Below are 25,401 nucleotides of genomic sequence, written 5' to 3'. Positions count from 1 at the left end.
GCGAATTCTGGCAATCAGCCCTGCTTCTTGACGATCCGTTCGATTTCCTGCCGCACCATATCCTCGACCATGGGCGGGAGGTTGGCGTCGAGCCATTCGGCGAGCATCGGCCGCAGCATTTCGCGGACCAGCCCTTCGAGGGAGGTTTCGCCCGATCGCACGATCTGCGGTGAAGCACCGGGCTCGGCGAGCAAGGCTAGCGTGGCGAGATTGTCGCGCATCGAATCGCGTGCGGTCGCGCTCAGCAGCGAGTCGGCCTCGCGCTCGCCCGTGCACTCGTCGTCCGAGTCGACCTGGTCGGCTTCGGCGAGATCGAAGACTTCGTCCGCCTCTTCATCCTGAACGGAATCCTGCGACTTGGGTGTATTTCGCTCACGCCGACGGCGCGCTTCGAGTGCGCTTGCGCGATTGTCGCGCGCAATGACCTTCTTGATGGAATCGAGGATTTCTTCGACCGATGCTTCGCCGTCTCGCACGCGCAGCGCCCCCTTTGCCGTCGCTCAGTTTCCGTCCTGCCCGATTTCCGGGCCGTAGACCTCTCCGACTTCCGCGTCGGCGGGCGGAATGTCAATGGTGCGGGTGCCGCCCGCCTCGGGGTCGGGATCGCGGTCCCAGTCGTTCCACTTGCCCGAAACGCGTTCGTAATTGACCAGCGGATCGTACAGCGCCCCGCCTTCGATGCCGAGGTCGCGCGCCTCGGCCCGGCCCATCGCCGCGAGCAGCGTGAAGCCGGCGACATAGGCGTTGCGGCGCGCGGTCACGAGTTCGACGCGCGAAAGCAGAAGCTCCTGCTCGGCATTGAGCACGTCGAGCACGGTGCGGTTGCCGATCGAATTCTCTGCCCGCACGCCTTCGAGGCTGAGTTCGGCCGAAGCGACCGCTTCGCGCGAGCTTTCGATGATGGCGAGCGAGGCGGAATAGCTGGCGAAGGCGGCGCGGACCTGCGCGATCACGTCACGTTCGGCAGCAATCACCTGATCGAGCGCGGAGGATGCACGCGCCTGCGCCTGGCGGCGCAGCGCAGCGGGCCTGCCGCCCTGGAACAGCGGAATCGAAAGGGTCAGCCCGGCTTGCGAGCCCTGCGCGGTCTGTGTGCTCGGGATCGATGGGCCGTTGGGATCGCTCGGGTCGATCGGCTGGCCGGGAATGCTGCCGAGAAAATTCTGGTAGTCGTACCCGGCGAAAGCGGAGAGGCGCGGCAGGCGGCTCGCGCCTGCAACGTCGATATCGTAACCCGCTGCAGCGGCGCGTTCGCGCGCGGCGATGAGATCCGGATTATTGTCGAGTGCTACGTCTACCGCCATGCGCGGATCTTCGGGGAGATTGGGCAGCGGCGGCGGCGGCTCGAGCTCGCCAGGCGCCGATCCGACCAGCTGGATATAGGTCTCGCGCGCCTGGATCAGCGCTGCTTCGGCCTGTCGCAGATCGCCGCGCGCCAGCGCGAGGCGCGATTGCGATTGTGCGACATCGGTACGCGTGAGATCGCCGATTTCGAACCGGTCGCTGGTTGCTTCGAGATTGATCTGGAGCACCTGCACCTGGTTGGCATTCAGCCCGACGAGCGCTTCGCCGCGCAGCACGTCCATATAGGAGGCGACAACCTGGCTGAAGATCGCGCTCTCGGTGCCGCGAAGGTCCGCCCGACCCGCTTCGACCCGCTCCTTGGCAGCGCGAATCGAATTCTTGACCGCCCCGCCCGAATAGATCGGCACGCTCGCATCCGCGCCGAGGTTCAGTGCGCGTGCGGGGGCGAAGAAGCTGGTGGAATTCTGAATGAGCACTTCGGTCAGGCTGGCGCTGCCCGTAAGGCTGGGCCGCCCGTCGGCCTTCTCGATCGGCACGGTCTCGTCGGTTGCCCGCAACTGCGCCCGCGCCGACTGCAGGGTCGGATTGGTCCGGTAGGCCTCTGCCAGTGCCTCGCGCAGCGTATCGGCCTGTGCCGGAGACGCGGCTGCGATGGCAGCAGAGGCCGCAAAGGCGAGAAGTGCGGGACGGATCATGCTCAGAAAGTCCAGCTCTGGGGCTTGTCGAAGGCTGCGAGACGGGGAAGCTGCGTTTCGTTGAGCGAGATCAGCGACACGGCATCGCCGCTGCGGCGGCCGATTTCGAGCCGGGTGACGCCGTTGCGGACGACGCCCGTCACCAGCCGTCCCTCGGGCTCGAGGGTCGCGCGCAATTGCGCGGGGATTTCCTCGAGCGCGCCGTCGATGATCACCAAGTCGAAAGTGCCGTCGATATCGCCGGCGAGAACCGCATCGGGGGTCGCTTCGCGCAGGTCCGCAACCAGCGGCCGGAGCAGCGCTGCAAGATATCCGGTCGCCGGGCCCACCAAGAGCGCGCGTTCGTCGGCGGAGGGGCGCGCCTGGGTCAGAATCTGACCGTGCGCCAGCGGCGGCGCGAGAAAGGCACCCGCGCCAAGCGCGATGGTCCGGTCGACATAGGCGGATGCGCGCGCATTTTCCGGCACGAAATCCTCTCGCGCCACTGCGGCCATGCGATCGAGCACGTAGCGGTCGTTGACCCCGCTGGTGCGCAGCTGGCTTTCGAGCATGTGGCGGCGGGCGGCCGCGAAATCAGGCGCTTTTTGCGCAGTATCGATCATACGTCTCGTCTCGTTCTTTGGGCCGCTCGTCACGCGGTCGGCTGCGGGTCCCGGCATTGCCGTATCAGGGTGCCTTATAGGGGGCGGAAAGGCTCGCCAAGACCCGCATGGCTTGTCGCATAGACCGATGCTGCTCTATCGGCGCATCGGTTTCGATCAGCAGGAGCGCCCCGTCGATGAGCGACATGACCATTATTACCGAAGACGACATCGTCGAAAGCGTGGCCGATGCGCTGCAATTCATCTCCTACTACCACCCGATGGATTACATCCGCGCGCTGGGAGATGCCTACGAAGCCGAGCAGGGCCCGGCGGCGAAGGACGCGATTGCGCAGATCCTGACCAACAGCCGCATGTGCGCCGAAGGGCACCGGCCGATCTGCCAGGACACCGGCATCGTCAACGTGTTCGTCAAATGGGGGCAGGAGTGTCGGCTGGACAGCAAGCGGTCGCTGCAGGAGGTGGTCGATGAGGGTGTACGGCGCGCCTATAATCACGACGAGAACAAGCTGCGTGCCTCGATCCTCGCCGATCCGGCCTTCACCCGCCGCAACACGCGCGACAATACGCCGTGCGTCCTCTCGGTCGAGATGGTCCCGGGCAACACGGTCGGCATCGATGTCGCGGCCAAGGGCGGGGGGAGCGAGAACAAGAGCAAGTTCAAGATGATGAACCCCAGCGACAATATCGTCGACTGGGTGGTGGAGCAGATCCCTTCGATGGGCGCGGGCTGGTGCCCGCCGGGGATGCTCGGCATCGGCATCGGCGGCACGGCGGAACATTGCGTCAAGCTCGCCAAGCAGAGCCTGATGGATCCGATCAACATGAGCCAGCTGAAGGCACGCGGCGCTCAGACCGATCTCGAGCAGCTGCGGATCGACATCTTCGATGCGGTCAATGCGCAGGGTATCGGCGCACAGGGCCTCGGAGGCCTCTCCACGGTGCTCGACGTCAAGATTCTCGACTGGCCGTGCCACGCTGCGGGCAAGCCGGTGGCGATGATTCCCAACTGCGCTGCCACGCGCCACGCCCATTTCACGCTCGACGGGTCGGGGCCCAGCTATCTCGAAAAGCCCGATCTCGACCAGTGGCCCAAGGTGAACTGGCAGCCGGACAGCGCTGCCAAGCGCGTGAACCTCGATACGCTGACCAAGGAAGAGGTCGAAAGCTGGCAGCACGGCGACCGCCTGTTGCTGTCCGGAAAGATGCTCACGGGCCGCGACGCGGCACACAAACGTATCAAGGATATGCTGGAAGCGGGCGAGGAGCTGCCGGTGAGCTTCAAAGGACGCGCGATTTACTATGTCGGGCCGGTCGACCCGGTGATGGGCGAAGTCGTCGGCCCGGCCGGCCCCACCACCGCCACGCGGATGGACAAGTTTACCGAGATGATGCTCGACCTCGGCCTGCTCGCGATGATCGGCAAGGCGGAGCGCGGGGCGGATGCGGTGGACGTGATCAGCCGGTTCAAGACCGCCTACCTGATGGCGACCGGCGGTGCCGCTTACCTCGTCGCGCGGGCGATCAAGGAAGCGAAGGTCGTCGCGTTCGAGGAACTGGGGATGGAGGCGATCTACGAATTCACGGTCGAGAACATGCCCGTGACGGTCGCGGTCGATGCGGATGGCAACAACGTTCACACCCTGGCGCCCGCGCAGTGGCGCAAGCGAATCGCGGAAGAGAAGCTGCTCGAGGGGTCGTGACCGCGTCTCGACCGGCGCACTGCCCCACTCGACCGGGGGCATGGCATTTCCGCGCGCGGGCGGCCAAGCAGGACGGATCGTGACACAAGACCAACCGGACCGCGCAGACCCAGCCGAATCCAGCCGCTTGCCGTTGAGGCTGGTGCTGATCTCGATCGCCGGGCTCTGGCTTACCTATTTCGTGCTGATCACCGTACGCGGGCTGATCGTGGGGCTGGAACTGCAGGAGGCGCTGCTGTGGCGGCGGTTGATGGTGTGCCTTGCCGGGGGCGGGATTACCTTTGGCATGTGGCTGGTGCTGCGGCTGGTCGATTCCTGCTCACTCGCCGTGAAGACGGCCACCGCGCTCGTCGTGGCCCTGCCCGCCGCGCTGATGATCGCGCAAACCAACCAGATGGTTTTCGCCGACGTCCAGGAACAGATGATCCAGAAGATCGGCGAACAGCAGGGCGTGATCTTCCGCCGCGACGAGGCGGGCAACCTGCTGGTCGATATCCCGCCGGTACCTACCCCGGCCGAAACCCCGGACGCCCAGACATTGGAAGACGATGATCTCGACACCCGGACCTTCGTGATCGCTCCCGCGCCGATCGGGATCGAGCGCTGGCGCCAGCTGACCGACATCGCGATCGGCCGCTATTTCCTGCTGCTGGCATGGGCGGCCCTCTATCTGGCGTTGCTGGCCGGGGCGCAGGCCCGCGCTTCGCAGGCGCGCGAGGAGCGGTTCCGCCTGGCGGCGAAGGCGGCAGAGCTGCGATCCCTGCGCTACCAGATCAATCCGCACTTCCTGTTCAACACGCTCAATTCGCTGTCTTCGCTCGTCATCACCGGCAAGGACACACGGGCCGAGGCGATGATCCAGGCAGTGTCCAACTTCTATCGCCACAGCCTGGCCGAGGAACCGACCGAGGATGTTGCACTGGAAGACGAGATCGCGCTGCAGCGCGATTATCTCGCGATCGAGGAGGTGCGCTTTCCCAGGCGCCTGCTGGCCACGATCGACCTGCCCCAACATCTTGAGCGGGCGCGCGTGCCGGGAATGATCCTGCAACCCCTGGTCGAGAATTCGGTCCGCTATGCCGTCGCGCGCTCCACCACGCCCGTCAACGTCACGATCGAAGCCTTCGCGCGGGACAAGCGTCTGCACCTCGTGGTCGCCGACGACGGCCCGGGCCTGGGCGATAGCGGCGGGGGCGGCTTCGGCATCGGCCTGACCAATGTCCGCGATCGCTTGCGCGCGCGCTTCGGCGACCGGGCAGAGGTCCTCTCCGGCCAGGCCGAAGGTGGAGGCTATCGCACCGAACTCATCATGCCGCTGGATGTGAACGATGGAAAATAATGCCCCCTTGCGCGTCGTCCTCGTCGACGACGAACCGCTCGCGATCGAGCGCCTGGAAACCCTGTGCGGGCGGATCGCCGACGTGCAGGTCGTCGGCACCGCCGATCACGGAGAGGCCGCGCTCGACGTGGTCGAGACGGGCGCTCCCGATCTCGTGCTGCTCGATCTGACCATGCCCGGGCTGGACGGGATCGAGGTCGCGAAAAGGCTCGCCAAGATGGCGTCGCCGCCCGCGATCATCTTCGTCACGGCGCATGAAAGCTTCGCGGTCGAGGCGTTCGATCTCGACGCGGTCGATTACGTGCTCAAGCCGGTTGCGAGCGAGCGGCTCGAACGCGCGATCGCGCGGGCCCTGGCCAAGCGGGGCGAGGCACCGCAGACCAGCGAGACGCGATGGCTGCGCGAATTGTGGGTCCCGCACCGATCCGAACTGGTGCGCGTATCGGTGGCCGATGTGCGCCGGATCGATGCCGAGCGCGATTATGTGCGGTTGTTCGTCGGCGACAAGACCTACCTGCTGTTGCAGACCATCGCCGGGCTGGAGAAGAAGCTCGATCCGGAGCAGTTCATCCGCATCCATCGCAGCACGATCCTGCGCAAGGATCACATCGCTGGGCTGCGCCACGACGGGCTGGGGGTCTGGTCGGTCGAGCTGGGTGACGGCGAGACGCTGAGGATCGGGCGGACCTATCTGCCCAAGGTCAAGGCGATGGCCGGCCGCTGAGCCGAGCGCGCCGCACGAGGCGGCGATATTCGGGCGAACCGATTAAAAAGGAACCCCCGTCGGCTGCGCCGGCGGGGGTTCAGTGGAGCGTGTGGGCTGCGTCATCCGCCGAGCTTTTGCTCTTCGATCCGCGCGGCGATCTGCTCGCCGATCTGCTCCTTGGCCGACTTGAGGCATTTCATCGCGGCAGGGTTCTTCAAGCGGGTGCCGGTTACCGCGCGGTCGGTACCGCAGACCTCACGCGCGGCCTTGTCGATGCGCCGATCGAGCTGCGCCTGTCCTTCTGGGGTGGCGAGATTGAGGTCGGCATAGTCGACTTGGACCGACTGGCTCTGCGCCGCAGCGGGGACCGCTGGCAGGGCAAGGCCGAGGGCCGCGAAGATCGAGAGGGCGGGGACTAGGGACGTTTTCATGGTCTTTCCTCCAAGGTTGCGGCGCACATTGGGGGAAAAGGGTCGTGCGCCGCAGCCACCGATGTGCGGCATCGTTTGCGGCGCCGCACGCCCGTTTCGACGGGCGCCGTGATTCGTCGACGGACGCTACGGAATCAGGGATAAACGACCATCTCGCATCGACGAACTACAATTGTAGTCGTTAGTCGCCAAGGCGCGGAGATGCCAGACCGATTCGCTTCGGAAAGACTAGGGAGAGGTATCGCCGCACCGCTGCGACGGCTGACAGGCGGGTCAGCCGGGGATGACTGCCTGGGCAGAGCCGCCATCGCCTTCGGGCGCGGCGATGATGTCGCGCGTCACGCGGCCCTTGGCGACCGTCTGCGTCTGGGTGTCGCCCACCGACGATCGGATGCCGGGAGCGGCCTCTCCCGCGCGGCTGAGCGCCGCAGCTTCGACTTCGCTGCGCGCCGCAGGCCCGCCGAAGATCGCTTCGAGCGCCTGTTCGGCCGCAGTCCCCTCGGTCGGGCGCGGGGCGCCGGGCGCGGGCGGTGCCAGGCTGAAGTCGGGCGGAACCACTAGCGGTGCCTGCCGCTGCACCGCGAATTCGTCGGGCCGTTCGCGGGCGAGAATGCCGCCACCGCTGCCGCAGGCGCTCAGCCCCATGGCGAAGGTGGTCAGGATGAGGAGGCTCTTCGTGCGCATTTTCAGCTCTCTTTCGCAGCTAACTGCATGTCGTTTTCTTCGGCGCTCTTGTCGCGCAGGAAAAACGAGCGGGCAAGGATGATGAGGACGCCGATGGTGATGGCGGCATCGGCGATGTTGAAGATGAGAAACGGGCGGAAGGTGCCGAAGTGCAGGTCGGCATAGTCGATCACGTAGCCCCAAAGCACGCGGTCGAGGATATTGCCGAATGCGCCGCCGAGGATCAGCCCGAGGCCGAAGATGTCGCCTGCGGCACGCTCGCGCAGCATCCACAAAAGCACGATGACCGCGATGGCGGCGGTCCCGAAAACGAGAATCCAGCGCGTTTCCACGCTGTCGGCTTCGAACAGGCCGAGCGAAATGCCGAAATTCTGCGTCCAGCGCAGGTCGAAGAAGGGCAGCAGCTCGATCACCGCGCGCTGCTCCAGCTCCAGCGGAACGCGCACGAGCCATTTCACCAGCTGGTCGAGGCCGAAGATCAGGCCCGCGAGCGCAAAGCCCGCCATCCGCCGGTTCCAGGCACCGTCCATCAGTCTACCACCTTCTCACAGCGATCGCACAGGTCGCCATCTTCCGAAACGCTCGGCAGAAGGCGCCAGCAACGGCCACACTTGTTACAGGAGGATCGGGTAACGGTCACCCCTTCCCCTTCGTGCGTGGCGACTGACGCGGCGATGAACAGTTCGGCAAGGTCGTCCATGTCGAACCCTTCCGGCACGGACTTGGCGGGCACGGACACTGCCGCTTCGTTGCTGGAACGGATCGTTTTCTCGCGCCGCAGCGGCTCGATCGCTTCGGTCACATCCTCGCGAAGCTCGCGCAGCGCGGCGAAACGCGTAGCTAGCTTTTCGTTGAGCCACTCACCCGGAAGCGGGTGGACCTGCTGCAGGTGGATGCTCTTCGCCTCGGGGAAGCGGGTGGTCCACACTTCCTCGGCGGTGAAGACCAGCACCGGCGCGGCGTAGCGCACCAGCGCCTGGAACAGCGTATCGAGCACTGTGCGATACGCGCGCCGCTGGGTCCACGCCGGATCGTCGCAATAGAGCCGGTCCTTGCGGATATCGAACAGGAAGGCCGACAGGTCCTCGTTCGCGAACTCGGTCAGCAGGCGGGTGTATTCGTTGAAGTCGTATTCCGTGATCGCCTGCCGCAGCCTGACATCGAGCTGCGCCAGCTGGTGCAGCGTATAGCGCTCAAGCTCGGGCATCTCGGCATAATCGACCGCTTCCGACGCCTCGTAGCCCTCGAGCGCGCCGAGCATGTAGCGGAAGGTGTTGCGCAGCTTGCGGTACTGGTCGGCAACGCCCTTCAGGATCTCGTCGCCGATGCGGTGGTCCATCGTCGAATCGACGCTCAGCGCCCACAGCCGCAGGATATCCGCGCCGTACTGGTCGACGATCTTGAGCGGATCGACCGTGTTGCCGAGGCTCTTCGACATCTTGCGCCCGTTCTGGTCCATGGTGAAGCCATGGGTCAGCACCTGGTCATAGGGCGCACGGCCGCGCGTGGCGCAGCTTTCCAGCAGCGAGGACTGGAACCAGCCGCGATGCTGGTCGCTGCCTTCGAGGTAGAGGTTGGCGGGCCAGGTGAGCGCGGGCCAGCGATCGCTTTCGAGCACGAAGACATGCGTGCAGCCCGAATCGAACCACACGTCGAGGATGTCGTGCACCATCTCGAAATCGTCGGGGTTGTGCTCGGTCCCGAGGAATTCGGCCGTGCGCCCCTCGTCCCACGCATCGACGCCGCCCTCGCGGATGGCATCGACGACGCGCTGGTTCACGGCAGCGTCCTGCAGGTAGGTGCCGTCCTTGCGGACGAACAGCGTGATCGGCACGCCCCACGCGCGCTGGCGCGAAAGCACCCAGTCGGGCCGCCCTTCGACCATCGAGCGGATGCGATTGCGCCCTCGCTCGGGCACGAAGCGCACGCGTTCGATCTCGCCCATCGCGCGGCTGCGCAGCGTATTCTCCCCCTCCACTTCAGGGGAGGGGGTTGGGGGGAGGGGCTGGCCGAGGGCATCCCTCGAGGCCCCCTCTCCCAACCCTCTCCCCTCAAGGGGAGAGGGCGATAAGGGCTTGTCCATCGGCACGAACCACTGCGGCGTGCAGCGATAGATGATCTTCGCCTTGGAGCGCCACGAGTGCGGGTAGGAGTGCTTGTAGTCCGCGCTCGCGCTCAGCAGCGCGCCTGCTTCGGAGAGGTCCGAGCAGATCGGCCCGTCGGGCGCGTTGAACTTGGGGTTGATGACCGCGCGGCGGCGCTCGTCGTCCCCGCCCAGCCACGGCCAGTCGTCGCGGTACACGCCGCCATCGTCGACCGCGAAGACCGGGTCGATCCCGTTCTCGCGGCACAGGTAGAAATCGTCCTCGCCATGGTCGGGCGACATGTGGACGAGGCCGGTACCGGAGTCGGTGGTGACGAAGTCGCCCGGCAGCATCGGGCGGAGTTTTTCGTAGAACCCGCCGAGGGTGTGCATCGGGTGGCGGACCTTGGTGCCGGCGAGGTCGGAGCCTTTGAAAAGCTTCAGATGCTCATCCCACTGATCGGCCTCCGGCCACGGCTCCATGGGCTGTCCGCTCGGAACACTCGTTATCCGAGTGATAAACTCCGCCGCCAATTCACGAGCGACAAGATATTTCACGTTAGGCCAGCTGATGAGTGCGTACTCAACCTCAGGCCCGTAAGCCAAAGCCTGATTCACCGGGATCGTCCACGGCGTGGTCGTCCAGATCACCGCATGCGCGCCGGCCAGTTCCGGGATCGGAGATTCGACGATCTCGAACGCCACATCGATCTGCGTGCTCGTGATGTCCTCGTACTCGACCTCGGCTTCGGCGAGTGCGGTCTTTTCGACCGGGCTCCACATCACCGGCTTGGAGCCGCGATAGAGATTACCCGCTTCGGCGAACTTCATCAGCTCGGCGACGATCGTCGCTTCGCTGTCGTAGTCCATGGTGAGGTAGGGATTGTCCCAGTCGCCCAGGATGCCGAGGCGCTTCAACTGTTCGCGCTGGGTATCGACCCACTTGCGCGCATAGGCGCGGCATTCGGCGCGGAATTCGGCGCGCGGGACCTCGTCCTTGTTGAGTTTCTTCTTGCGGTACTGTTCCTCGACCTTCCACTCGATCGGCAGGCCGTGGCAGTCCCACCCGGGTACGTAGGGCGCATCCTTGCCTAGCAGGCTCTGCGTGCGCACGACCATGTCCTTGAGGATATGATTGAGCGCGTGGCCGACGTGGATATCGCCGTTCGCATAGGGCGGGCCATCGTGGAGGATGAACTTTTCCGCGCCCGCACGCTCGGCGCGCAGCGCGGCGTGTAGGTCGCTGTCCTGCCACCCGGCCAGAATGCCCGGCTCCTTCTGGGGGAGCCCGGCTTTCATGGGGAAATCGGTTTTCGGCAGGAAGACGGTGTCCCGCCAGTCCTTCTTGGTATCGTCGCTCATCAGGCGCGAGGCCTTAGCGGGGCCTTGTGCATCGCGCAATTTTTCGATGGTCGGCGTCCGACATCGGTTCGCGCAGAGATTCTAGGGGAGGCGCGCAAATGCCATGCGGGCCTCGAAGCTATGCTGTGTCCTACATGCCCCCGACCCGCTAATTTCGCTTCGCTCTTTCATACCGTGGATCCTCACGCACCGCAGCTGAGCCGCACGCAAAAAGGGGCGGGCCATCATGGCCTGTCCGGCAATTCTCGCGTCATGAGATTCACCCCCACAACAGCAGCCGGTTTTTGACCCCAGGACAGTGTGCCAAGTGTGTCAGAAGCCGCTCCGCGCCCTTGGCACCAAAACCTACTTCGCCAGCAGTCGACGTGCTGCCGCACAATCCCGGTCCATCTGCGCGATCAGCGCGTCGAGCCCGTCGAACCTGGCTTCGGGCCGGATGAAGTGGTGCAGCGCGACTTCGATCTCCTGCCCGTAGAGGTCGCCCGAAAAGTCGAAGAAATAGGGCTCGAGCAGTTCCTTGGCCGGTTCGAACTGCGGGCGGATGCCGATATTGGCCGCGCCCTGCAGCTCTTCGCCCGAGGACAGGATGCGGCCCGTCACCGCATAGATCCCGTAGTGCGGGCGCAGGTAATCCTCGAGCGCGAGGTTGGCGGTGGGGTAGCCGATTTCGCGCCCCCGCTTGTCACCATGCTCCACGATCCCGCGAATCGCGAAGGGGCGGGTGAGCAGATGGGCGGCGGCCTGCGGCTCGCCATCCTTCAGGAGATCGCGAATCCGGCTGGAGGAGACGACCGTGTCGCCCTCACTCACCGCCGATACGGTGCGCGCTTCGAGCCCATGCTTCGCGCCGTGCTCTTTCAGCAGCGTGACATTGCCCTTCGCACCCTTGCCGAAAGTGAAATCCTCGCCCGTCAGCACGCCGTGCGCGCCGAACCGCTCGACCAGGATATGCTCGATGAAGTCTTCCGCGCTGGTGCCAGCCAGCTCGGCATCGAAGTGGAACACCAGCATCGCGGTCGCCCCGAAGGCGAGATAGAGCTCGTGCCGCTGTTCGAGGCTGGTCAGGCGGAAGGGCGGCGTGTCGGGCCGGAAGAACTGCACCGGATGCGGATCGAAGGTGGCGACGATCACCGGGCGCTCTTCCTCGCGCGCCCAGCGGATCGCCTCGCCCGCGACCGCCTGGTGGCCCTTGTGGAACCCGTCGAAATTGCCGAGCGCCACGATCGCCCCGCGCAAGGGCGCGGGCACCGGCTCGCGGTGATCGAGCCACCTCATACCGCTTCCGCCTGCTCCGCCGGCGCGCGCATCGGGCCGAGGTCTTCGCGCAGCACGCGAAGCGCATTGCCGCCCATCACGGCGCGGACCTCGTCGGCGCTAAAGCCTTCGTCGATCAGCGCCTGTGTGACCTGCACCAGTTCGGAAGTGTCGAATCGCACGGTCACCGCGCCGTCGTAATCGCTGCCCAGCGCGACGTAATCGATACCCACCAGATCACGCACATGCTTCATCGCCTTGGCCGTATCGCGCGGGGACGTGCCACACACGGCTCCGTCCCAGTAGCCGATGCCGACCACGCCGCCGGTCTTCGCGACTCCGCGAATTTCCTCGTCGGTCAGGTTGCGGTTGACTTGGCAGGTTGCCTGCACCCCGCCGTGGCTGTAGACGACCGGGCGGCGCGCCATCGCGAGAATGTCCGCCACGCAGGCATGGCTGCAATGTGCGATGTCGACGATCATGCCGATCTGTTCCATCCGCTTGATCGCCGCGCGGCCCCGATCGGTCAGTCCGCCCTTCTCGACCCCGTGCATCGAACCGGCGAGATCGGTGTCGAAGAAATGCGTCAGGCTGGCCATGCGGAAGCCCGCTTCGCGCAGCTTGCCGAGATTGGCGATATTGCCTTCGAGATTGTGCAGCCCTTCGATGCTGAGCAGCGCGCCGACCGGCTTGGGCCCGTCGCCGGATCGGGCCTGCAGCAGCGCATCCAGATCGCCCAGGTCCGCGACCTTCACCAGTTCGCCGTCCGAATTCGCCTCAGCCCGGTCGAGCTTCTCGGCGTGCCACAGCGAGCGTTCGAGCAGGCTGGTCCATGTGCGCGCGGGTTGCAGCTGCGCGACGGCGAGCAGCGTGATGTTGTCGCTGTCGGCGGTGTTGGCGTCGTAGTTCTGGCCCTTGGGCGTCTTGGTGACGCTGGAGAACACCTGCAGCGCGACATTGCCCTCTTCGAGGCGCGGCAGGTCCATATGGCCGCGATTCGCGCGGCTGAGCAGGTTGCGGTTCCACAGCAGCGTGTCCGAATGCAGATCGACGATGGTCAGCGTCTCGTGCAGCGCCTTCGCCTCGTCCGACACCGCGATCAGTTCTTCGCCGTCGATCTGGTTCATGCCCCGCTCGGCAATACCGGGCGCGAACTGGAAGAAACCTGCGATGCCGATCAGCAGTACCAGCCCGACGATGATCAGGACGGTTTTCTTCACGCGCGCCGCTCGTAGGTGATGAACGAGAACGCGGGCGTATCGCCGCTCGCCTCGTGATCTTCGCGCGCGACCTCCTGCCAGCGCGATTCGTCGGGCGCGTCCATGAAAGTGTCGCCTTCGTAGTCGGCGTGGATCTGGGTCAGCTCGATTCGCTCCGCCTGCGGTTCGAACAGCACGAAGACTTCGGAGCCGCCGATCACCGCGGTTTCCTCGCCCCCCGCAGCCGCCAGCGCTTCGGGCACGGACATCGCGCGTTCCGCCCCGTCGGCCTGCCACTCGCTGTCACGGGTCAGCACGATGTGGCGGCGACCGGGGAGCGGGGAGGGAAAGCTCTCGAAGGTCTTGCGGCCCATGATCATCGGCTTGCCCATGGTCACGTCCTTGAAGTGCTTCAGGTCCGCCGGGATGTGCCAGGGCAGCCCGCCATCCTTGCCGATCGCGCCATTGGCGGCGCGCGCATAGACGAGGAACAGCGTGTCTTCGACCATCAGGCGTTATCCTCTTCGGGGCCCTCGTCCGGCCACTCCAGTCGCGTGATATGGCCCATCTTCCGGCCCTCGGGCGCGTCGGTCTTGCCGTAGAGGTGCAGGTGTGCGCCCGGATGGTTGAGCGCCTCGTGTGCGGTCGCGGCGGCGGGGCCGATCACGTTCTCCATCACCACGCGCGGCGCCACGCGGCGGATGTCGCCCAGCGGCAGGCCAAGAATCGCGCGGATGTGGTTCTCGAACTGGCTCGTCGCCGCGCCCTCGATCGTCCAGTGGCCCGAATTGTGGACCCGCGGCGCCATCTCGTTGAAGATCGGGCCGTCCTTGCCGGCGAAGAATTCGAGCGTCAGCACGCCGACATAGCCGAGCTTTTCGGCCACCGCCTGCGCCAGCCGCCGCGCTTCGCCCACCTGCTGGCCGATGATATCCGCGCCCGGCAGGGTCGAGCGGGCGAGAATGCCGTCCTCGTGCCCGTTCTGCGGGCTTTCCCAGAAGACCACCGCGCCATCTTCGCGCCGCGCGAGGATGACCGAGAATTCGCATTCGAAGTTAACGAACCCTTCGAGAACGCAGGGCTGATCGGGCAGGTCGAGCGCTTCGGCCTCTTCGCGCGAGGCGATCCGCCACTGGCCCTTGCCATCGTAGCCGTCGCGCCGCGTCTTGAGGATCGCGGGTGCGCCCACCTCGTCGATCCCGGTGAGCAGGTCTTCGCGCGAATCGACCGCGTGGAAAGCCGCCGGCGTGCCGCCCAGCTCCTTCACGAAGCGCTTTTCCGCCAACCGGTCCTGCGCGATCGCCAGCGCGCGCGGATGCGGCGCGAGCTTGTCGGCGATCGCTTCGAGAGGGGCGGCGGGCACGTTCTCGAATTCGAGCGTGACCACGTCGCACCGGTCGGCAAAGGCCTTGAGCGCGGCGGCATCGTACCAGTCGGCGCTGATATATTCGTCGCACACCTGTGCGATCACCGCGTCGTCTTCGGGCGCGTAGGCGATCACATGATAGCCCAGATGCGCGGCGCAGACCGCCATCATCCGGCCCAGCTGGCCGCCTCCCAGAATGCCGATGGTTCCGCCCGGAGCAATCATGAAAGCGCGATCATTCCGGCCGTTCCGTGACATTGGCGGTGCGCGCGGCGCGCCATGCCACCAGCCGGTCCATCACCTCCGCATCGTGCGCACCGAGGATCGACGCGGCGAGCAGCGCGGCATTGGTCGCGCCTGCTTCGCCGATGGCGAGCGTGCCGACGGGAATGCCCGCGGGCATCTGCGCGATCGAGAGCAGGCTATCCATGCCGGAAAGCGCTTTCGACTGGACGGGTACGCCGAGCACGGGCAGCGGCGTCATCGATGCGATCATGCCGGGCAGGTGCGCCGCGCCGCCCGCGCCTGCGATCACCACCTTGAAGCCTTCGTCCGCCGCGCCCTTCGCGAAGTCGTACATCCGCTCGGGCGTGCGGTGGGCGGAAACGATCCGCGCGTCGTAGGCGATGCCCAGCTCGTCCAGCGTTTCGGCGGCGCGCTGCATGGTCGGCCAGTCGGACTGGCTGCCCATGACGATTGCGACCGGAGCCTGGTCTGCCATCAGGCTTCGTCCAGGTAGCGGCGTTCCCCCGCGACCTTGCCGGTTTCGAAGGGGTAGATGATCGGGCGGCCGGTCGGGATTTCGAGCCCGGTGATGTCGTCGTCCGAAATGTTCGAGAGGTGCTTCACCAGCGCGCGCAGCGAATTGCCGTGGGCGGAGATGATGATTGTGCGATCCCCCGCCAGTTCGGGCAGGATGTGCTCTTCCCAGTAGGGCAGGACACGTTCGATGGTCAGCTTGAGGCTTTCGGTATCGGGCACGTCGATGCCTTCGTAACGCGGATCGGCGCCGGGATCGTACTCGCTGCCCGCCTCCATCGGCGGGGGCGGGGTGTCGAAGCTGCGGCGCCAGATGTGCACCTGCTCGTCACCATGCTTGTCGCGCGTTTCCTGCTTGTTCAGGCCCGTCAGCCCGCCATAGTGCCGCTCGTTCAGGTGCCAGTCCTTGGTTACCGGAATCCACACCCGCCCGCATTCTTCAAGCGCCAGGTTGAGGGTGCGAATCGCACGGGTCTGGAGCGAGGTGAACGCAAGGTCGGGCAACACGCCCTTCTCTTTCAGCAGGCGGCCTGCGGCGCGCGCTTCGTCCACGCCCTTGTCGGTCAGATCGACATCCCACCAGCCGGTGAAGCGATTTGCGAGGTTCCATTCGGATTGCCCGTGACGGACGAGGATCAGCGTCGGCAAGAATTCACTCCTTTTTGGACGTGGAGCGAGCGGTTAGCGCGCGTTGTCTTCTTTGGAAAGGTCGGGGGCAGGATCGCCCTTTTCGCGAGTTCCGGCTTTGCGCCGCCGCAGATTGGCGCGCAGCTGCTTTGCAAGCCGTTCGGCACGCTCGCCGGTCAGGCTCTCGTCTCTGGAACGCTGGCTCATCGGTCAACGGAATGCTATTTGCTTGCCGCCGACGCAAGCTTTGCTTGACTTGACGGTCGCACGCGACAATAGCGCGCGGCCTGTGGCGGGCATGTTCCGCCGCGAATCCCCTATGCTGCTGTAGCTCAGTGGTAGAGCGCACCCTTGGTAAGGGTGAGGCCGGGAGTTCAATCCTCCCCAGCAGCACCACATCTCTTCGATAATGATGGCGTCATCGATCCGGCATATTGGCCCATCGATCGGGAGCCCGAATGGGGCTTGCCGCGATCCGGCGGCTTGGCCATTGCTTGCCTATGGATGACGAGGGGGAACATTCGCTTATGGACGCGCGCAGCGATCCGGATGACCAGCCGCTCACGCAGGGCCATCCCAACCATCCCAAGGCGATGCGGGTGGCGGCTCTGCTGGCGGCGCTGCCTTTGCTGATCGGCGCGCTCGTGGCCGAATATCTGACCGAGTTCCCCAACTTCCTCATCGCCGGGCCGGTGGCCCTGATCCTGCTTGTCGTGGTCGTGTTCCTGCCGCATCGCCGCTACGCCGCGCGCGGCCACGCGATGAGCGATGATCGGCTGCGCGTGGTGCGGGGGATCATGTTCCATTCCGACACCGTGGTGCCCTTCGGCCGGGTCCAGCATATCGACGTCGATCGCGGCCCGATTGAGCGCTATTACGGGCTTGCCACGCTGCAACTCTACACCGCCGGATCGCATGGCGACGTCGTTGGTCTGCCGGGCCTCTCCCACGCGGATGCGCTTGATATGCGCGAAACGATCCGCGCGCATATCAAGCGCGAGGCCCTGTGACTCAAAATCCCTCAGAGGCTCCCGCGCGGCCGGACTTTCAGGAGGCCGCCGCCGCCGCCCCCGAAGCCGCCGCCCCCGAAGCCTCCGATGCGGCGGATGGCGTTCCGAAGCGTACCGATCCGCGCACCTTCCTCGTCCAGGCGGTCGAAGTTTTCCCGCGGATGATCCTGCCACTGGTCGCGATCGCCTTCACGATGCGCGACGACGGCCCCCTTGCGATTCCCATCCTCCTGGGCCTCGGCGCCCTGTTCCTCGTCATCAGTACCTTCTTCACTTTCCTCGCATGGTGGCGGCTGACCTATCGCGTGGGGGAGAGCGACATCCGGCTGGAGAGCGGGCTGCTGTCGCGCGCGGCGCGCTCTGTTCCGTATGACCGGATCCAGGATGTCAGCCTCGAGCAGGGATTCGTCCCGCGCCTGTTCGGCCTGACGATGGTGAAGTTCGAAACCGGGGCGGGCGGATCGGACGAGATCAAGCTCGCATACCTCACAAACGAGGAAGGCGCGGCGCTGCGTGAACTCGTCCGCGAATTGCGCGATGAGGCCGGAGACGGCAGCACGGTCGCGCCCTCGCCGCAGGTTGAAGACCCCGCTCCGGACACTGCGGAGGCGCCGGTCCTGTTCGCCATGGGGCCCCGCCGCCTGTTCGTCTTCGGCCTCTTCGAATTCTCGCTCGCGCTGGTCGCATTCCTCGGTGCGGCGGCGCAGCAGGTCGATTTCATCCTGCCGTTCGACATCTGGGATTTCGAGACGTGGCAGCGTCTCGTGGCCGGACCCGGCGAGCAGATCGCGCAGCTCGGGCCGATCGGGCAGGCGCTGGGGGGAATTGCGGCGGTCGTCTCGCTGCTGATCGTCGGTCTGCTGACGGGCATCATCCGGACGTTCACGCGCGAGTGGGATTTCCGGCTGGAGCGCAATCCGAAGGGTTTCCGAAGGCGGCGTGGACTGTTCACCCGGACCGATGTCGTCATGCCGGTCCACCGCGTGCAGGCGGTGCGGATCGGGACCGGCGCGGTGCGGCACAGGTTCGGCTGGAAGAGCCTCATGCTCGTGAGCCTCGCGCAGGATTCGGGCAATGCCAGCCACGTGGTCGCGCCCTTTGCCAAGGCGCACGAGCTGACCCCGATCCTCAAGGTCGCGGGCTTTCCCCTGCCGCCGCGCGGGCTCGACTGGCACCGCACCACCGCCAGCTACCGCATCGTGTCGGCGGTGTTCGGCGCGGCGGGCTACGCACTGCTCGCGCTGATTGCTGCGGGCGTGGTGCTGTATCTGGACGAGCCGCGCTATGACTGGGGATGGCTGGTGGTGCTGGGCCTCGTGGTCCTGTCCGCCTTCGCTGCGTTCCGACAGATTTTCCTATGGCACGTGGAGCGGCATGCATTGTCGCCCAGCCACCTCTACAAGCGGAGCGGCTGGCTAGCGCCCGGTTTCGCGATCGCGGACCGGGTGAAGCTGCAGTCGGTAGAGATCTCGCGCGGGCCCCTCGGCCGCCTGTTCGGCTACGTCACCGTCAATCTCGGCCTCGCAGGTGGAAGCTATGCGCTGCCGGGCATCACTCGCGCCAAGGCCGAAGACCTTCGGGCAGCGCTCCTGGCAAGCATGGTCGAGACCGACTTCTCCCGCCTCGTGCGCTAGGCGATCAGACCCGCAGGTCCTTCCACCCAGGGTTTTCGTCGAACTTTTTCGCGACGTAGGAGCAATCGGGCCGGATCAGGAAATCCTGCTCGCGCGCATCGGCCACGAACCGGTCGACCAGTTCGGCGGCGACACCACGCCCGCCGATCGCCTCGGGCACGATTGTGTGCGTGGCGACCCGCACGTCCTTGCCGGCACTATCGCTCCCGGGCTCCCACTCAAGCGTGCCCTGGGCATCCTCGCCCTGGAGATGGGCGACGTACTTGCCGCCCTGGCCGATGACATGATGGGTGATGGTGGTACTCGGCATTGTCGCAGTGTCCTTTCGATACGCTTGCATCGAACGCTGCGCTGCGTCAGCGCGTTCCGATGCGATTCCTTTCCGACAATGCCGCGCGCGTCCACCCCAGGGTGTGGGAGGCGCTGCGTGCTGCCGATGCAGACGATTTCCCCTATGATGGCGATGCGCTGTCGCAGCGGCTGGACGAGGCGTTCGGCGCGTTGTTCGGACGCGAGGTCACGGCGCTGTGGGTGGCGACCGGGACGGCCGCCAACTGCCTCGCGCTGAGTGCGATGGTGCCGCCGCACGGCGGCGTGGTGTGCCACCGTGAGGCGCATATCGAGATGGACGAGGGCGGGGCGCCCGGCTTCTTCCTCCACGGCGCGAAACTGATGCTGGCGCAAGGCGAGGGCGCGAAGCTGGCGCCCGAGGCGATCTCGGCGGTGATCGAGCCGATCCGCGACGATGTGCACCAGGTGCAACCGCATGCGATCTCGATCACGCAGGCGAGCGAATATGGACGGGTGTATCGCGCCGAAGAGATCGCGGCGATATCCGCGCTCGCCCGGCAGCGGGGCCTCGGAGTGCACATGGATGGCGCGCGCTTCGCCAATGCGGCGGCGTTTCTGGGCGCCTCCGCGGCAGAGGCTGCGGGCGATATCGACGCGCTCAGCTTCGGCTGCGTCAAGAATGGCGCGATGAACGCCGAAGCGATCCTCTTTTTCGATCCGGTTATGGCGGACGTCGTCCGGTATCGCCGCAAGCGTTCGGGCCACATGCAGAGCAAGGGCCGCTTCCTCGCCGCGCAGCTGCTGGCGATGATCGAGGGCGACCTGTGGCTCGACAATGCGCGCGCCGCCAATGCCGCGGCGCAGGCGATTGCCGAACAGGGCGGCGAGCGGCTGATGCATCCGGTCGAGGCCAACGAGGTCTTCATCCGGCTCTCGCCCGATGAACGCGAGGTGCTTCGCGGGATCGGCTACCAGTTCTACGACTGGGGCGCCGATGCCGCGCGCTTCGTCGCCTCGTGGGACAGCGATCTGGGCGAGGCGCGCGCGCTCGGCCAGGCAATCGCCGACCTATGAGCGATCCCGCAGGCGGGATGCTTCGGCCCCGCGTCATCCTGCCGTTTCTCATCACAGGTTCGATCTGGGGGTCGACCTGGCTCGTCATCACCGGCCAGATCGACGGTGTCCCGGCGGCCTGGTCGGTCTTCTACCGCTTCGCGCTTGCCACCCCGGCGCTGTTCCTCGTCGCGGCGCTGATGAAGCGGCGGTTGAAGCTGACCCGGCCCGAGCATCTCCTCGCGCTGGTGGTGGGGCTGTTCCAGTTCAGCGGCAATTTCCTGTTCGTCTACCATGCCGAGCTTTATGTGACCTCGGGCATCGTCGCGATGATGTTCGGCCTGCTGATGGTCCCCAATGCGCTGTTCGCACGCGCCTTCCTTGGCGAGCGGGTGCAGGGTGGATTCGTCCTCGGCAGTGCGGTCGCGATTATCGGCGTCTCGTTCCTGCTGGTGCACGAGTGGCGGGCCAATCCCGATGCCGGCGTGCTGGGCGGGAACGTGCTGCTCGGCATCGGGCTGGCGCTGCTCGGCATTCTCGCCGCATCGGTCGCCAATGTGGTGCAAGCCAACCCGACCGGGCGCGCGGTGCCGATGGTCAGCCTGCTGGCCTGGGCGATGCTGTACGGCACGCTGTTCGACCTCGGCTTCGCGTGGGTCACGGCGGGCCCGCCGCCGGTGCCCGCTGCACCCGGTTACTGGGCGGGGATCGTCTATCTCGCGCTGATCGGATCGGTGGTGACCTTCCCGCTGCACTATAATCTCGTGCGCGAGATCGGCGCGGGGCGCACCGCCTATAACTCGATCCTCACCATTTCGGTCGCGATGCTGCTCTCGACCTTGTTCGAGGATTATCGCTGGACCTGGCTGACCGCGAGCGGGATGGGCCTGGCGGTGATAGGCATGGTGCTGGCGCTGCGGGCGCGCAGGCGCAAGCCCGCGATCGTCAAGGCCGAGGGGGCAGCAGTGCCCTGAGGCCTTCCCGGTAGGTCGGATATTCGGGCTCCCAACCGAGCACGCGTTTCGCCTTGCCGTTCGCGACCCGGCGGTTCTCCGCATAGAAACCGCGCGCCATGGGCGACAGGTCGGCCTCCTCCAGAGTGAGCAGCGGCGGCGGCTCGACCCCCAGCAACGCGCAGGCTTCCTCCACTACGGCGTTCTGGCTCGCGGGGAGATCGTCGCCGAGGTTGTAGGCGCCTTTGGGTGCATCGCCGGTCAGCGCAGCAATCACGCCGCTGGCGATATCGTCCACATGCACGCGGCTGAAGACCTGCCCGGGCATGTCGATCCGGTGCGCCTTGCCTTCTCGTATCCGCTCGAAAATGCTGCGTCCGGGTCCGTAGATGCCCGGCAGGCGGAAGACCCGAGCGCCCAGCTCCAGCCACAGCGCGTCCGCATCGGACCGCGCGGATCGCCGCCCGGTCCCGGTGGGGGAGGATTCGTCCACCCACGCGCCAGCGGCATCGCCGTAGACACCGGTGGAGGACAGGTAGCCATACCAGGCGCGCGGAAACTCGCGGCCATAGGTGCTCAGCACCGGATCGAGGCCGCTCTCGCGATCGGGCGGGACGGAGGACAGCACGTGGGTGGCCGAGGCGAGCGCGGCACGGACGCCGCCCGCATCGTCGAAGGAAAGCTTGCCGTCGCTGCCGGTCGCAACCACTTCCCACCCAAGCGATTGCACGCCATGCGCGATCCGCTTGGCCGTGTAGCCGAGCCCGAAGATGAAGAGTTTTGGCATCGCCCCGCGTGCTGCCATAAATGGCCCAAGAAACAATAGGGCGCAAAGGAACGAGAGAGTGATGGACCAGCCCAGCAATCCGCAGACCGCCACGAACGCCCCCTCCGGGGCGCCTGTGCTGCCCGACGCTGCACCCGATCCGCAAGCCCCCGCCGTCATACGGCGCGAGGATTACCAGCCTTACGCCTGGCGCGTACCCGAAATCCGGCTCGACTTCGATCTGGGGCTCGAGACCACGCGGGTGGAAGCGACGCTGACTATCGAGCCCAATCCCGATGCCGAACCCTCGGACGAAATCCGCCTCGACGGCGACGGGCTGGTGCTCGAAAGCGTCGCGGTCGACGGTAGTCCGCGCGACGACTGGCGGCGGGAGGGCGAGTCGCTGGTCGTGCCGGTGGGGCAGGGCGCGCAAAAGCTGACCATCGTCACGCGCATCGCGCCGTCCGAGAACACGCAGCTGATGGGGCTCTATGCCAGCGGCGGAATGCTGTGCACGCAATGCGAGGCCGAGGGTTTCCGCCGCATCACCTTCTTCCCCGACCGGCCCGATGTCCTCTCGGTCTATACCGTGCGGATGGAGGGGGACCGCGAGGCGTTCCCCGTGCTCCTGTCGAACGGCAACCTCACCGGCGAGGGCACGCTCGACGGCGGGCGGCACTTCGCCGAGTGGCACGATCCGTGGCCCAAGCCGTCCTATCTTTTCGCTCTGGTGGCGGGCGATCTGGTCGCGCGCACCGATAGCTTCACGACCAGGAGCGGGCGCGAGGTGCAGTTGGGCGTCTGGGTCCGCGAGGAGGATCTCGCGCGCACGGAGCACGCGATGGAATCGCTCAAACGCTCGATGGAATGGGACGAGAAGACCTTCGGGCGCGAATACGACCTGGACGTGTTCAACATCGTCGCGGTCGGCGATTTCAACATGGGCGCGATGGAGAACAAGGGCCTCAATATCTTCAACACGAAATACGTGCTGGCGGACGAGGAAACCGCGACCGACGCCGATTTCGACGCGGTCGAGGGCGTGATCGGGCACGAGTATTTCCACAACTGGTCGGGCAACCGCGTGACCTGCCGGGACTGGTTCCAGCTGAGCCTCAAGGAAGGCTTCACCGTGCTGCGCGACCAGCTGTTCAGCCAGGATCTGCACGGGGCTGCGATCAAGCGGATCGGCGATGTGAAGGTGCTGCGCGCGGTTCAGTTCCCCGAGGACAGCGGGCCTTTCGCACACCCGATCAGGCCTGATTCCTATAAGGAAATCAGTAACTTCTACACCGCGACCGTCTACAACAAAGGCGCCGAGGTGATCCGGATGATGCGCTCGATGGCGGGGGAGGACGCTTTCCGCAAAGGCAGCGATCTCTATTTCGAACGGCACGATGGCGAGGCCGCGACCTGCGAGGATTTCGTGCGCGCGATGGAGGATGGCGCGGGGCTCGACCTCACGCAATTCCGCCGCTGGTACGAGCAGGCCGGAACGCCGCACATCGTGCTTCAACAGATGCACAAGGGCAGCGAGACGGTGCTGACCGTGCGACAGAGCGTGCCTGCGACGCCAGGACAGCCGGACAAGGCGCCCGTGCCGATTCCGCTGCGCGTCGCGCTGTTCGATCGCGAGGGCGGAACCCATTCGGGCGAGCAGCTGATCGTCCTGAACGAGGAAGAGCAGAGCTTCACCTTCGAGGGCCATTCCAGCCCGCCGATCCTTTCGATCAACCGGGGCTTCACCGCGCCGGTCGCGATCGAGCGCGAGATTGCGCGCGACGATCTGGTGTTCCTTGCGGCGAAGGACGACGACAGCTTCGCCCGGCACGAGGCGATGCAGGAGCTGCTGCTGGGCTATCTGCTCGACGAGCCTGACGAGGATGCGCGCGAAGCCATCGGGATCGCTGCCGATGCGATCCTCGACGACGGCTCGCTCGACCACGAGATGCGTGCCGAGCTGCTCACTTTGCCGCCCTTCGCCTATCTGGCCGAGCGATCGCAGTCCTACGATCCGGGCGCGATGGTCGAACGGCGCGAGGGGCTCAAGACGTGGCTGGGCGAGCGGTTCGCCGATCGCTTCGCCGCGCTCCACGACGATCTGGAGGCGCGCTCGCGCGAAGCCGGGCTGGCGGGCAAGCAGGCCCGCCGGATGCGTTCGCTCGCGCTCGGCTACATCGCGGCGGCCGACCCGGCCGAGGGCGCAAAGCGGGCTGCCGCGCAATATCGCGACGCGCCCGGCATGACCGACCGGCAGGGCGCGCTGGCAGTGCTTGCAGGGCTCGATGGTCCGGAGCGCGATGCGGCGCTGGGCGACTTTTACGACCGGTTCAGCGACAATGCGCTGGTGGTCGACAAATGGTTCACCCTGCAGGCCTCGGCTCTTCGCGACGGGGTGCTGGAGGATGTCGAGCGGCTGGCGCAGCATCAGGCCTTCACGATGGCCAATCCCAACCGTGCCCGCGCGCTTTATGCCGCGATGGCGGGCAATCCGGTGGCCTTTCACGATGCAAGCGGCGCGGGCTATCGCATGATCGCCGACGTCATTCTCGAGCTCAATCTGCGCAATCCGCAGCTGGCGGCGCGGTTCGTCCCTTCGCTCGGGCGGTTCCGCCGGGTCGAGCCGAAGCGCGCCGCGCTGATGCGGGCCGAGCTGGAGCGGATTGCGGCCGCGCCCAAGCTTTCCCGCGATGTCGCCGAACAGGTCGAGGCAAGTCTTGGCTGAGGAACCGGCTCCCTACCGCGCCGGCGTTCTCGATGGCGTAGCGCACGGCTTCTTCGGCAGAGAGGGCGGCGTCTCGACCGGGACGGTCGCGGGATTGCAACTCGGCTACGGGGCCGAGGACGATCCGGAAGCCGTCGCCGAGAACCGGCGCCGCGCGATCGCGGCGGTGCTGCCGGGCGCGCAGCTCGCGATGCCCTACCAGATCCATTCGGCGGACGTCGCCACCGTCTCCGAACCGGTCGAGGGCGATGCGCGCCCGCGCGTCGATGCGCTGGTCACCGCCACGCCGGGCCTGCTGGTCGGCGTGGTCACCGCCGATTGCGGCCCGATCCTGCTCGCCGATGCCAAAGCGGGCGTGGTGGCCGCCACGCATGCGGGCTGGCGCGGGGCGAAGGACGGCGTGCTCGGCAATACGGTCGAGACGATGGTGTCGCTCGGCGCGGACAGGGGCCGGATCGTGGCCGCCATCGGGCCGACCATCGCGCAGGCCAGCTACGAAGTGGACGCGGGCTTTCGCGACGCCTTCCTTGCGGACGACGCTGCCACGCAGGCCTTCTTCGCGGATGGAAAGCCGGGCCATTTCCAGTTCGACCTTCCCGGCTTCATCGCATCGCGCCTGCACGCTGCAGGTGTCGGGCAGGTGGAGGACCTCGCGCTCGATACCTATGCCGCGCCCGGTGCGTTCTACTCCTTCCGCCGCGCCACCCATCGCGGTGAAGCGACCTACGGGCGGCAGGGCGCGTTTATCGGGCTGCGCTAGTCGGCTTCCCCAAAGTCGGTATCTTCTTGCACGCTTGCGCATGCCAATTGCGCAAAAGGCCATTGGCAGCATGGGGCTTAGGCGCTAACAGCCC

At 66.2% G+C, this 25,401-nt stretch carries 25 protein-coding genes and 1 tRNA gene; 10 read left to right on the top strand and 16 right to left on the bottom strand.

What is annotated here, in order from left to right; genetic code table 11:
- Positions 1-14 precede the first annotated feature (14 nt).
- Genes DL238_RS02860 through DL238_RS02850 form a run of 3 tightly spaced genes read right to left on the bottom strand, consistent with a single transcriptional unit; the run spans position 15 to position 2,602 of the window.
- Positions 15-476 carry a DUF2497 domain-containing protein gene (locus DL238_RS02860; RefSeq protein WP_115490873.1) on the bottom strand — a complete coding sequence of 154 codons (462 nt, stop codon included), beginning with the start codon at positions 474-476 and terminating at the stop codon, positions 15-17.
- A 24-nt stretch (positions 477-500) separates the two neighbouring features.
- Positions 501-2,000: a TolC family outer membrane protein gene (locus DL238_RS02855; RefSeq protein WP_115490872.1), complete on the bottom strand. Its 1,500-nt coding sequence runs from the start codon at positions 1,998-2,000 to the stop codon at positions 501-503.
- Between the two features lie 2 nt (positions 2,001-2,002).
- Positions 2,003-2,602, bottom strand: coding sequence for a protein-L-isoaspartate O-methyltransferase family protein (locus tag DL238_RS02850; RefSeq protein ID WP_115490871.1), 600 nt, complete (start codon positions 2,600-2,602; stop codon positions 2,003-2,005).
- A gap of 185 nt (positions 2,603-2,787) precedes the next feature.
- On the opposite strand from DL238_RS02850, the gene DL238_RS02845 reads away from it, so the two are divergent.
- From DL238_RS02845 to DL238_RS02835, 3 genes are all read left to right on the top strand, one after another.
- Positions 2,788-4,305 carry a fumarate hydratase gene (locus tag DL238_RS02845; RefSeq protein WP_115492737.1) on the top strand — a complete coding sequence of 506 codons (1,518 nt, stop codon included), beginning with the start codon at positions 2,788-2,790 and terminating at the stop codon, positions 4,303-4,305.
- Between the two features lie 142 nt (positions 4,306-4,447).
- Positions 4,448-5,644 carry a sensor histidine kinase gene (locus tag DL238_RS02840; RefSeq protein ID WP_181883927.1) on the top strand — a complete coding sequence of 399 codons (1,197 nt, stop codon included), beginning with the start codon at positions 4,448-4,450 and terminating at the stop codon, positions 5,642-5,644.
- A complete protein-coding gene (locus DL238_RS02835) occupies positions 5,634-6,368 on the top strand; it encodes a LytR/AlgR family response regulator transcription factor (protein ID WP_115490869.1) in 735 nt (244 codons plus the stop codon). Before DL238_RS02840 ends, DL238_RS02835 begins: the two co-directional genes overlap by 11 nt.
- Positions 6,369-6,469: 101 nt before the next feature.
- Here the strand turns inward: DL238_RS02835 and DL238_RS02830 are convergent, their stop codons facing one another.
- The 11 genes from DL238_RS02830 to DL238_RS16000 all read right to left on the bottom strand — a co-directional run bounded on the left by DL238_RS02830 (position 6,470) and on the right by DL238_RS16000 (position 16,322).
- Complete coding sequence (locus tag DL238_RS02830) at positions 6,470-6,781, bottom strand: UrcA family protein (RefSeq protein ID WP_181883796.1); 312 nt, start codon at positions 6,779-6,781, stop codon at positions 6,470-6,472.
- Between the two features lie 273 nt (positions 6,782-7,054).
- Positions 7,055-7,465, bottom strand: a complete 411-nt coding sequence (locus DL238_RS02825) for a DUF3035 domain-containing protein (protein ID WP_115490867.1) — start codon at positions 7,463-7,465, stop codon at positions 7,055-7,057.
- A gap of 2 nt (positions 7,466-7,467) precedes the next feature.
- Positions 7,468-7,995: a signal peptidase II gene (gene lspA / locus DL238_RS02820; protein WP_115490866.1), complete on the bottom strand. Its 528-nt coding sequence runs from the start codon at positions 7,993-7,995 to the stop codon at positions 7,468-7,470.
- Entirely contained in the window at positions 7,995-10,910 is a 2,916-nt protein-coding gene (gene ileS, locus DL238_RS02815; protein ID WP_115490865.1) for an isoleucine--tRNA ligase, read from the bottom strand. Before ileS ends, lspA begins: the two co-directional genes overlap by 1 nt.
- Positions 10,911-11,255: 345 nt before the next feature.
- Positions 11,256-12,185: a bifunctional riboflavin kinase/FAD synthetase gene (locus tag DL238_RS02810; protein WP_115490864.1), complete on the bottom strand. Its 930-nt coding sequence runs from the start codon at positions 12,183-12,185 to the stop codon at positions 11,256-11,258.
- Positions 12,182-13,384 (bottom strand): dipeptidase, encoded by a 1,203-nt coding sequence (locus tag DL238_RS02805; protein WP_115490863.1) that lies wholly within the window; start codon positions 13,382-13,384, stop codon positions 12,182-12,184. Before DL238_RS02805 ends, DL238_RS02810 begins: the two co-directional genes overlap by 4 nt.
- A complete protein-coding gene (locus DL238_RS02800) occupies positions 13,381-13,872 on the bottom strand; it encodes a dihydrofolate reductase (RefSeq protein ID WP_115490862.1) in 492 nt (163 codons plus the stop codon). The genes DL238_RS02805 and DL238_RS02800 overlap by 4 nt, the downstream gene beginning before the upstream one ends.
- Positions 13,872-14,954, bottom strand: coding sequence for a 5-(carboxyamino)imidazole ribonucleotide synthase (locus DL238_RS02795; protein ID WP_115490861.1), 1,083 nt, complete (start codon positions 14,952-14,954; stop codon positions 13,872-13,874). Before DL238_RS02795 ends, DL238_RS02800 begins: the two co-directional genes overlap by 1 nt.
- A 10-nt stretch (positions 14,955-14,964) precedes the next feature.
- Positions 14,965-15,450: a 5-(carboxyamino)imidazole ribonucleotide mutase gene (gene purE / locus DL238_RS02790; protein WP_115490860.1), complete on the bottom strand. Its 486-nt coding sequence runs from the start codon at positions 15,448-15,450 to the stop codon at positions 14,965-14,967.
- The gene (gene gpmA / locus DL238_RS02785) at positions 15,450-16,136 is read right to left on the bottom strand and encodes a 2,3-diphosphoglycerate-dependent phosphoglycerate mutase (RefSeq protein WP_115490859.1); all 687 of its coding nucleotides are present in this window, start codon (positions 16,134-16,136) and stop codon (positions 15,450-15,452) included. The genes purE and gpmA overlap by 1 nt, the downstream gene beginning before the upstream one ends.
- A 33-nt stretch (positions 16,137-16,169) precedes the next feature.
- Positions 16,170-16,322 (bottom strand): hypothetical protein, encoded by a 153-nt coding sequence (locus DL238_RS16000; protein ID WP_181883795.1) that lies wholly within the window; start codon positions 16,320-16,322, stop codon positions 16,170-16,172.
- A gap of 114 nt (positions 16,323-16,436) precedes the next feature.
- On the opposite strand from DL238_RS16000, the gene DL238_RS02780 reads away from it, so the two are divergent.
- The 3 genes from DL238_RS02780 (at position 16,437) to DL238_RS02770 (ending at position 18,759) form a co-directional block, all read left to right on the top strand.
- Positions 16,437-16,511 (top strand) — tRNA-Thr (locus DL238_RS02780).
- 104 nt (positions 16,512-16,615) lie between these two features.
- Positions 16,616-17,125, top strand: coding sequence for a PH domain-containing protein (locus tag DL238_RS02775; protein ID WP_115490858.1), 510 nt, complete (start codon positions 16,616-16,618; stop codon positions 17,123-17,125).
- Entirely contained in the window at positions 17,122-18,759 is a 1,638-nt protein-coding gene (locus tag DL238_RS02770; RefSeq protein ID WP_115490857.1) for a PH domain-containing protein, read from the top strand. The genes DL238_RS02775 and DL238_RS02770 overlap by 4 nt, the downstream gene beginning before the upstream one ends.
- A 4-nt stretch (positions 18,760-18,763) precedes the next feature.
- Here the strand turns inward: DL238_RS02770 and DL238_RS02765 are convergent, their stop codons facing one another.
- The gene (locus DL238_RS02765; RefSeq protein ID WP_115490856.1) at positions 18,764-19,069 is read right to left on the bottom strand and encodes a GNAT family N-acetyltransferase; all 306 of its coding nucleotides are present in this window, start codon (positions 19,067-19,069) and stop codon (positions 18,764-18,766) included.
- 59 nt (positions 19,070-19,128) lie between these two features.
- Between DL238_RS02765 and DL238_RS02760 the strand changes: the two genes are divergently transcribed.
- Both DL238_RS02760 and DL238_RS02755 read left to right on the top strand, forming a co-directional pair.
- A complete protein-coding gene (locus tag DL238_RS02760; protein ID WP_115492736.1) occupies positions 19,129-20,124 on the top strand; it encodes a threonine aldolase family protein in 996 nt (331 codons plus the stop codon).
- Positions 20,121-21,077, top strand: coding sequence for a DMT family transporter (locus tag DL238_RS02755; RefSeq protein ID WP_115490855.1), 957 nt, complete (start codon positions 20,121-20,123; stop codon positions 21,075-21,077). The genes DL238_RS02760 and DL238_RS02755 overlap by 4 nt, the downstream gene beginning before the upstream one ends.
- Here the strand turns inward: DL238_RS02755 and DL238_RS02750 are convergent.
- A complete protein-coding gene (locus DL238_RS02750; protein ID WP_115490854.1) occupies positions 21,049-21,843 on the bottom strand; it encodes a Rossmann-fold NAD(P)-binding domain-containing protein in 795 nt (264 codons plus the stop codon). The two genes, DL238_RS02755 and DL238_RS02750, sit on opposite strands and share 29 nt — an antisense overlap.
- Before the next feature lie 61 nt (positions 21,844-21,904).
- On the opposite strand from DL238_RS02750, the gene pepN reads away from it, so the two are divergent.
- Both pepN and pgeF read left to right on the top strand, forming a co-directional pair.
- Positions 21,905-24,547, top strand: coding sequence for an aminopeptidase N (gene pepN / locus DL238_RS02745; RefSeq protein ID WP_115490853.1), 2,643 nt, complete (start codon positions 21,905-21,907; stop codon positions 24,545-24,547).
- Positions 24,540-25,307 carry a peptidoglycan editing factor PgeF gene (gene pgeF, locus DL238_RS02740; protein ID WP_234030933.1) on the top strand — a complete coding sequence of 256 codons (768 nt, stop codon included), beginning with the start codon at positions 24,540-24,542 and terminating at the stop codon, positions 25,305-25,307. Before pepN ends, pgeF begins: the two co-directional genes overlap by 8 nt.
- Positions 25,308-25,401 lie beyond the last annotated feature (94 nt).

The sequence above is a fragment of the Alteriqipengyuania lutimaris genome (assembly GCF_003363135.1).
GTDB lineage: Bacteria > Pseudomonadota > Alphaproteobacteria > Sphingomonadales > Sphingomonadaceae > Alteriqipengyuania > Alteriqipengyuania lutimaris.
The sequence above is the reverse complement of the archived record's forward strand: the minus strand, read 5'-3'. Positions and strand labels throughout refer to the sequence as shown.

What these genes read in the sequence shown, in the direction of transcription:
- DL238_RS02855 (WP_115490872.1), bottom strand. Translation starts at nt 2,000, where the DNA reads ATGATCCGTCCCGCACTTCTCGCCTTTGCGGCCTCTGCTGCCATCGCA.
- DL238_RS02850 (WP_115490871.1), bottom strand. Translation starts at nt 2,602, where the DNA reads ATGATCGATACTGCGCAAAAAGCGCCTGATTTCGCGGCCGCCCGCCGC.
- DL238_RS02845 (WP_115492737.1), top strand. Translation starts at nt 2,788, where the DNA reads ATGACCATTATTACCGAAGACGACATCGTCGAAAGCGTGGCCGATGCG.
- DL238_RS02835 (WP_115490869.1), top strand. Translation starts at nt 5,634, where the DNA reads ATGGAAAATAATGCCCCCTTGCGCGTCGTCCTCGTCGACGACGAACCG.
- DL238_RS02830 (WP_181883796.1), bottom strand. Translation starts at nt 6,781, where the DNA reads ATGAAAACGTCCCTAGTCCCCGCCCTCTCGATCTTCGCGGCCCTCGGC.
- DL238_RS02825 (WP_115490867.1), bottom strand. Translation starts at nt 7,465, where the DNA reads ATGCGCACGAAGAGCCTCCTCATCCTGACCACCTTCGCCATGGGGCTG.
- lspA (WP_115490866.1), bottom strand. Translation starts at nt 7,995, where the DNA reads ATGGACGGTGCCTGGAACCGGCGGATGGCGGGCTTTGCGCTCGCGGGC.
- ileS (WP_115490865.1), bottom strand. Translation starts at nt 10,910, where the DNA reads ATGAGCGACGATACCAAGAAGGACTGGCGGGACACCGTCTTCCTGCCG.
- DL238_RS02810 (WP_115490864.1), bottom strand. Translation starts at nt 12,185, where the DNA reads ATGAGGTGGCTCGATCACCGCGAGCCGGTGCCCGCGCCCTTGCGCGGG.
- DL238_RS02800 (WP_115490862.1), bottom strand. Translation starts at nt 13,872, where the DNA reads ATGGTCGAAGACACGCTGTTCCTCGTCTATGCGCGCGCCGCCAATGGC.
- DL238_RS02795 (WP_115490861.1), bottom strand. Translation starts at nt 14,954, where the DNA reads ATGATTGCTCCGGGCGGAACCATCGGCATTCTGGGAGGCGGCCAGCTG.
- purE (WP_115490860.1), bottom strand. Translation starts at nt 15,450, where the DNA reads ATGGCAGACCAGGCTCCGGTCGCAATCGTCATGGGCAGCCAGTCCGAC.
- DL238_RS16000 (WP_181883795.1), bottom strand. Translation starts at nt 16,322, where the DNA reads ATGAGCCAGCGTTCCAGAGACGAGAGCCTGACCGGCGAGCGTGCCGAA.
- DL238_RS02775 (WP_115490858.1), top strand. Translation starts at nt 16,616, where the DNA reads ATGGATGACGAGGGGGAACATTCGCTTATGGACGCGCGCAGCGATCCG.
- DL238_RS02765 (WP_115490856.1), bottom strand. Translation starts at nt 19,069, where the DNA reads ATGCCGAGTACCACCATCACCCATCATGTCATCGGCCAGGGCGGCAAG.
- DL238_RS02760 (WP_115492736.1), top strand. Translation starts at nt 19,129, where the DNA reads ATGCGATTCCTTTCCGACAATGCCGCGCGCGTCCACCCCAGGGTGTGG.
- DL238_RS02755 (WP_115490855.1), top strand. Translation starts at nt 20,121, where the DNA reads ATGAGCGATCCCGCAGGCGGGATGCTTCGGCCCCGCGTCATCCTGCCG.
- DL238_RS02750 (WP_115490854.1), bottom strand. Translation starts at nt 21,843, where the DNA reads ATGCCAAAACTCTTCATCTTCGGGCTCGGCTACACGGCCAAGCGGATC.
- pepN (WP_115490853.1), top strand. Translation starts at nt 21,905, where the DNA reads ATGGACCAGCCCAGCAATCCGCAGACCGCCACGAACGCCCCCTCCGGG.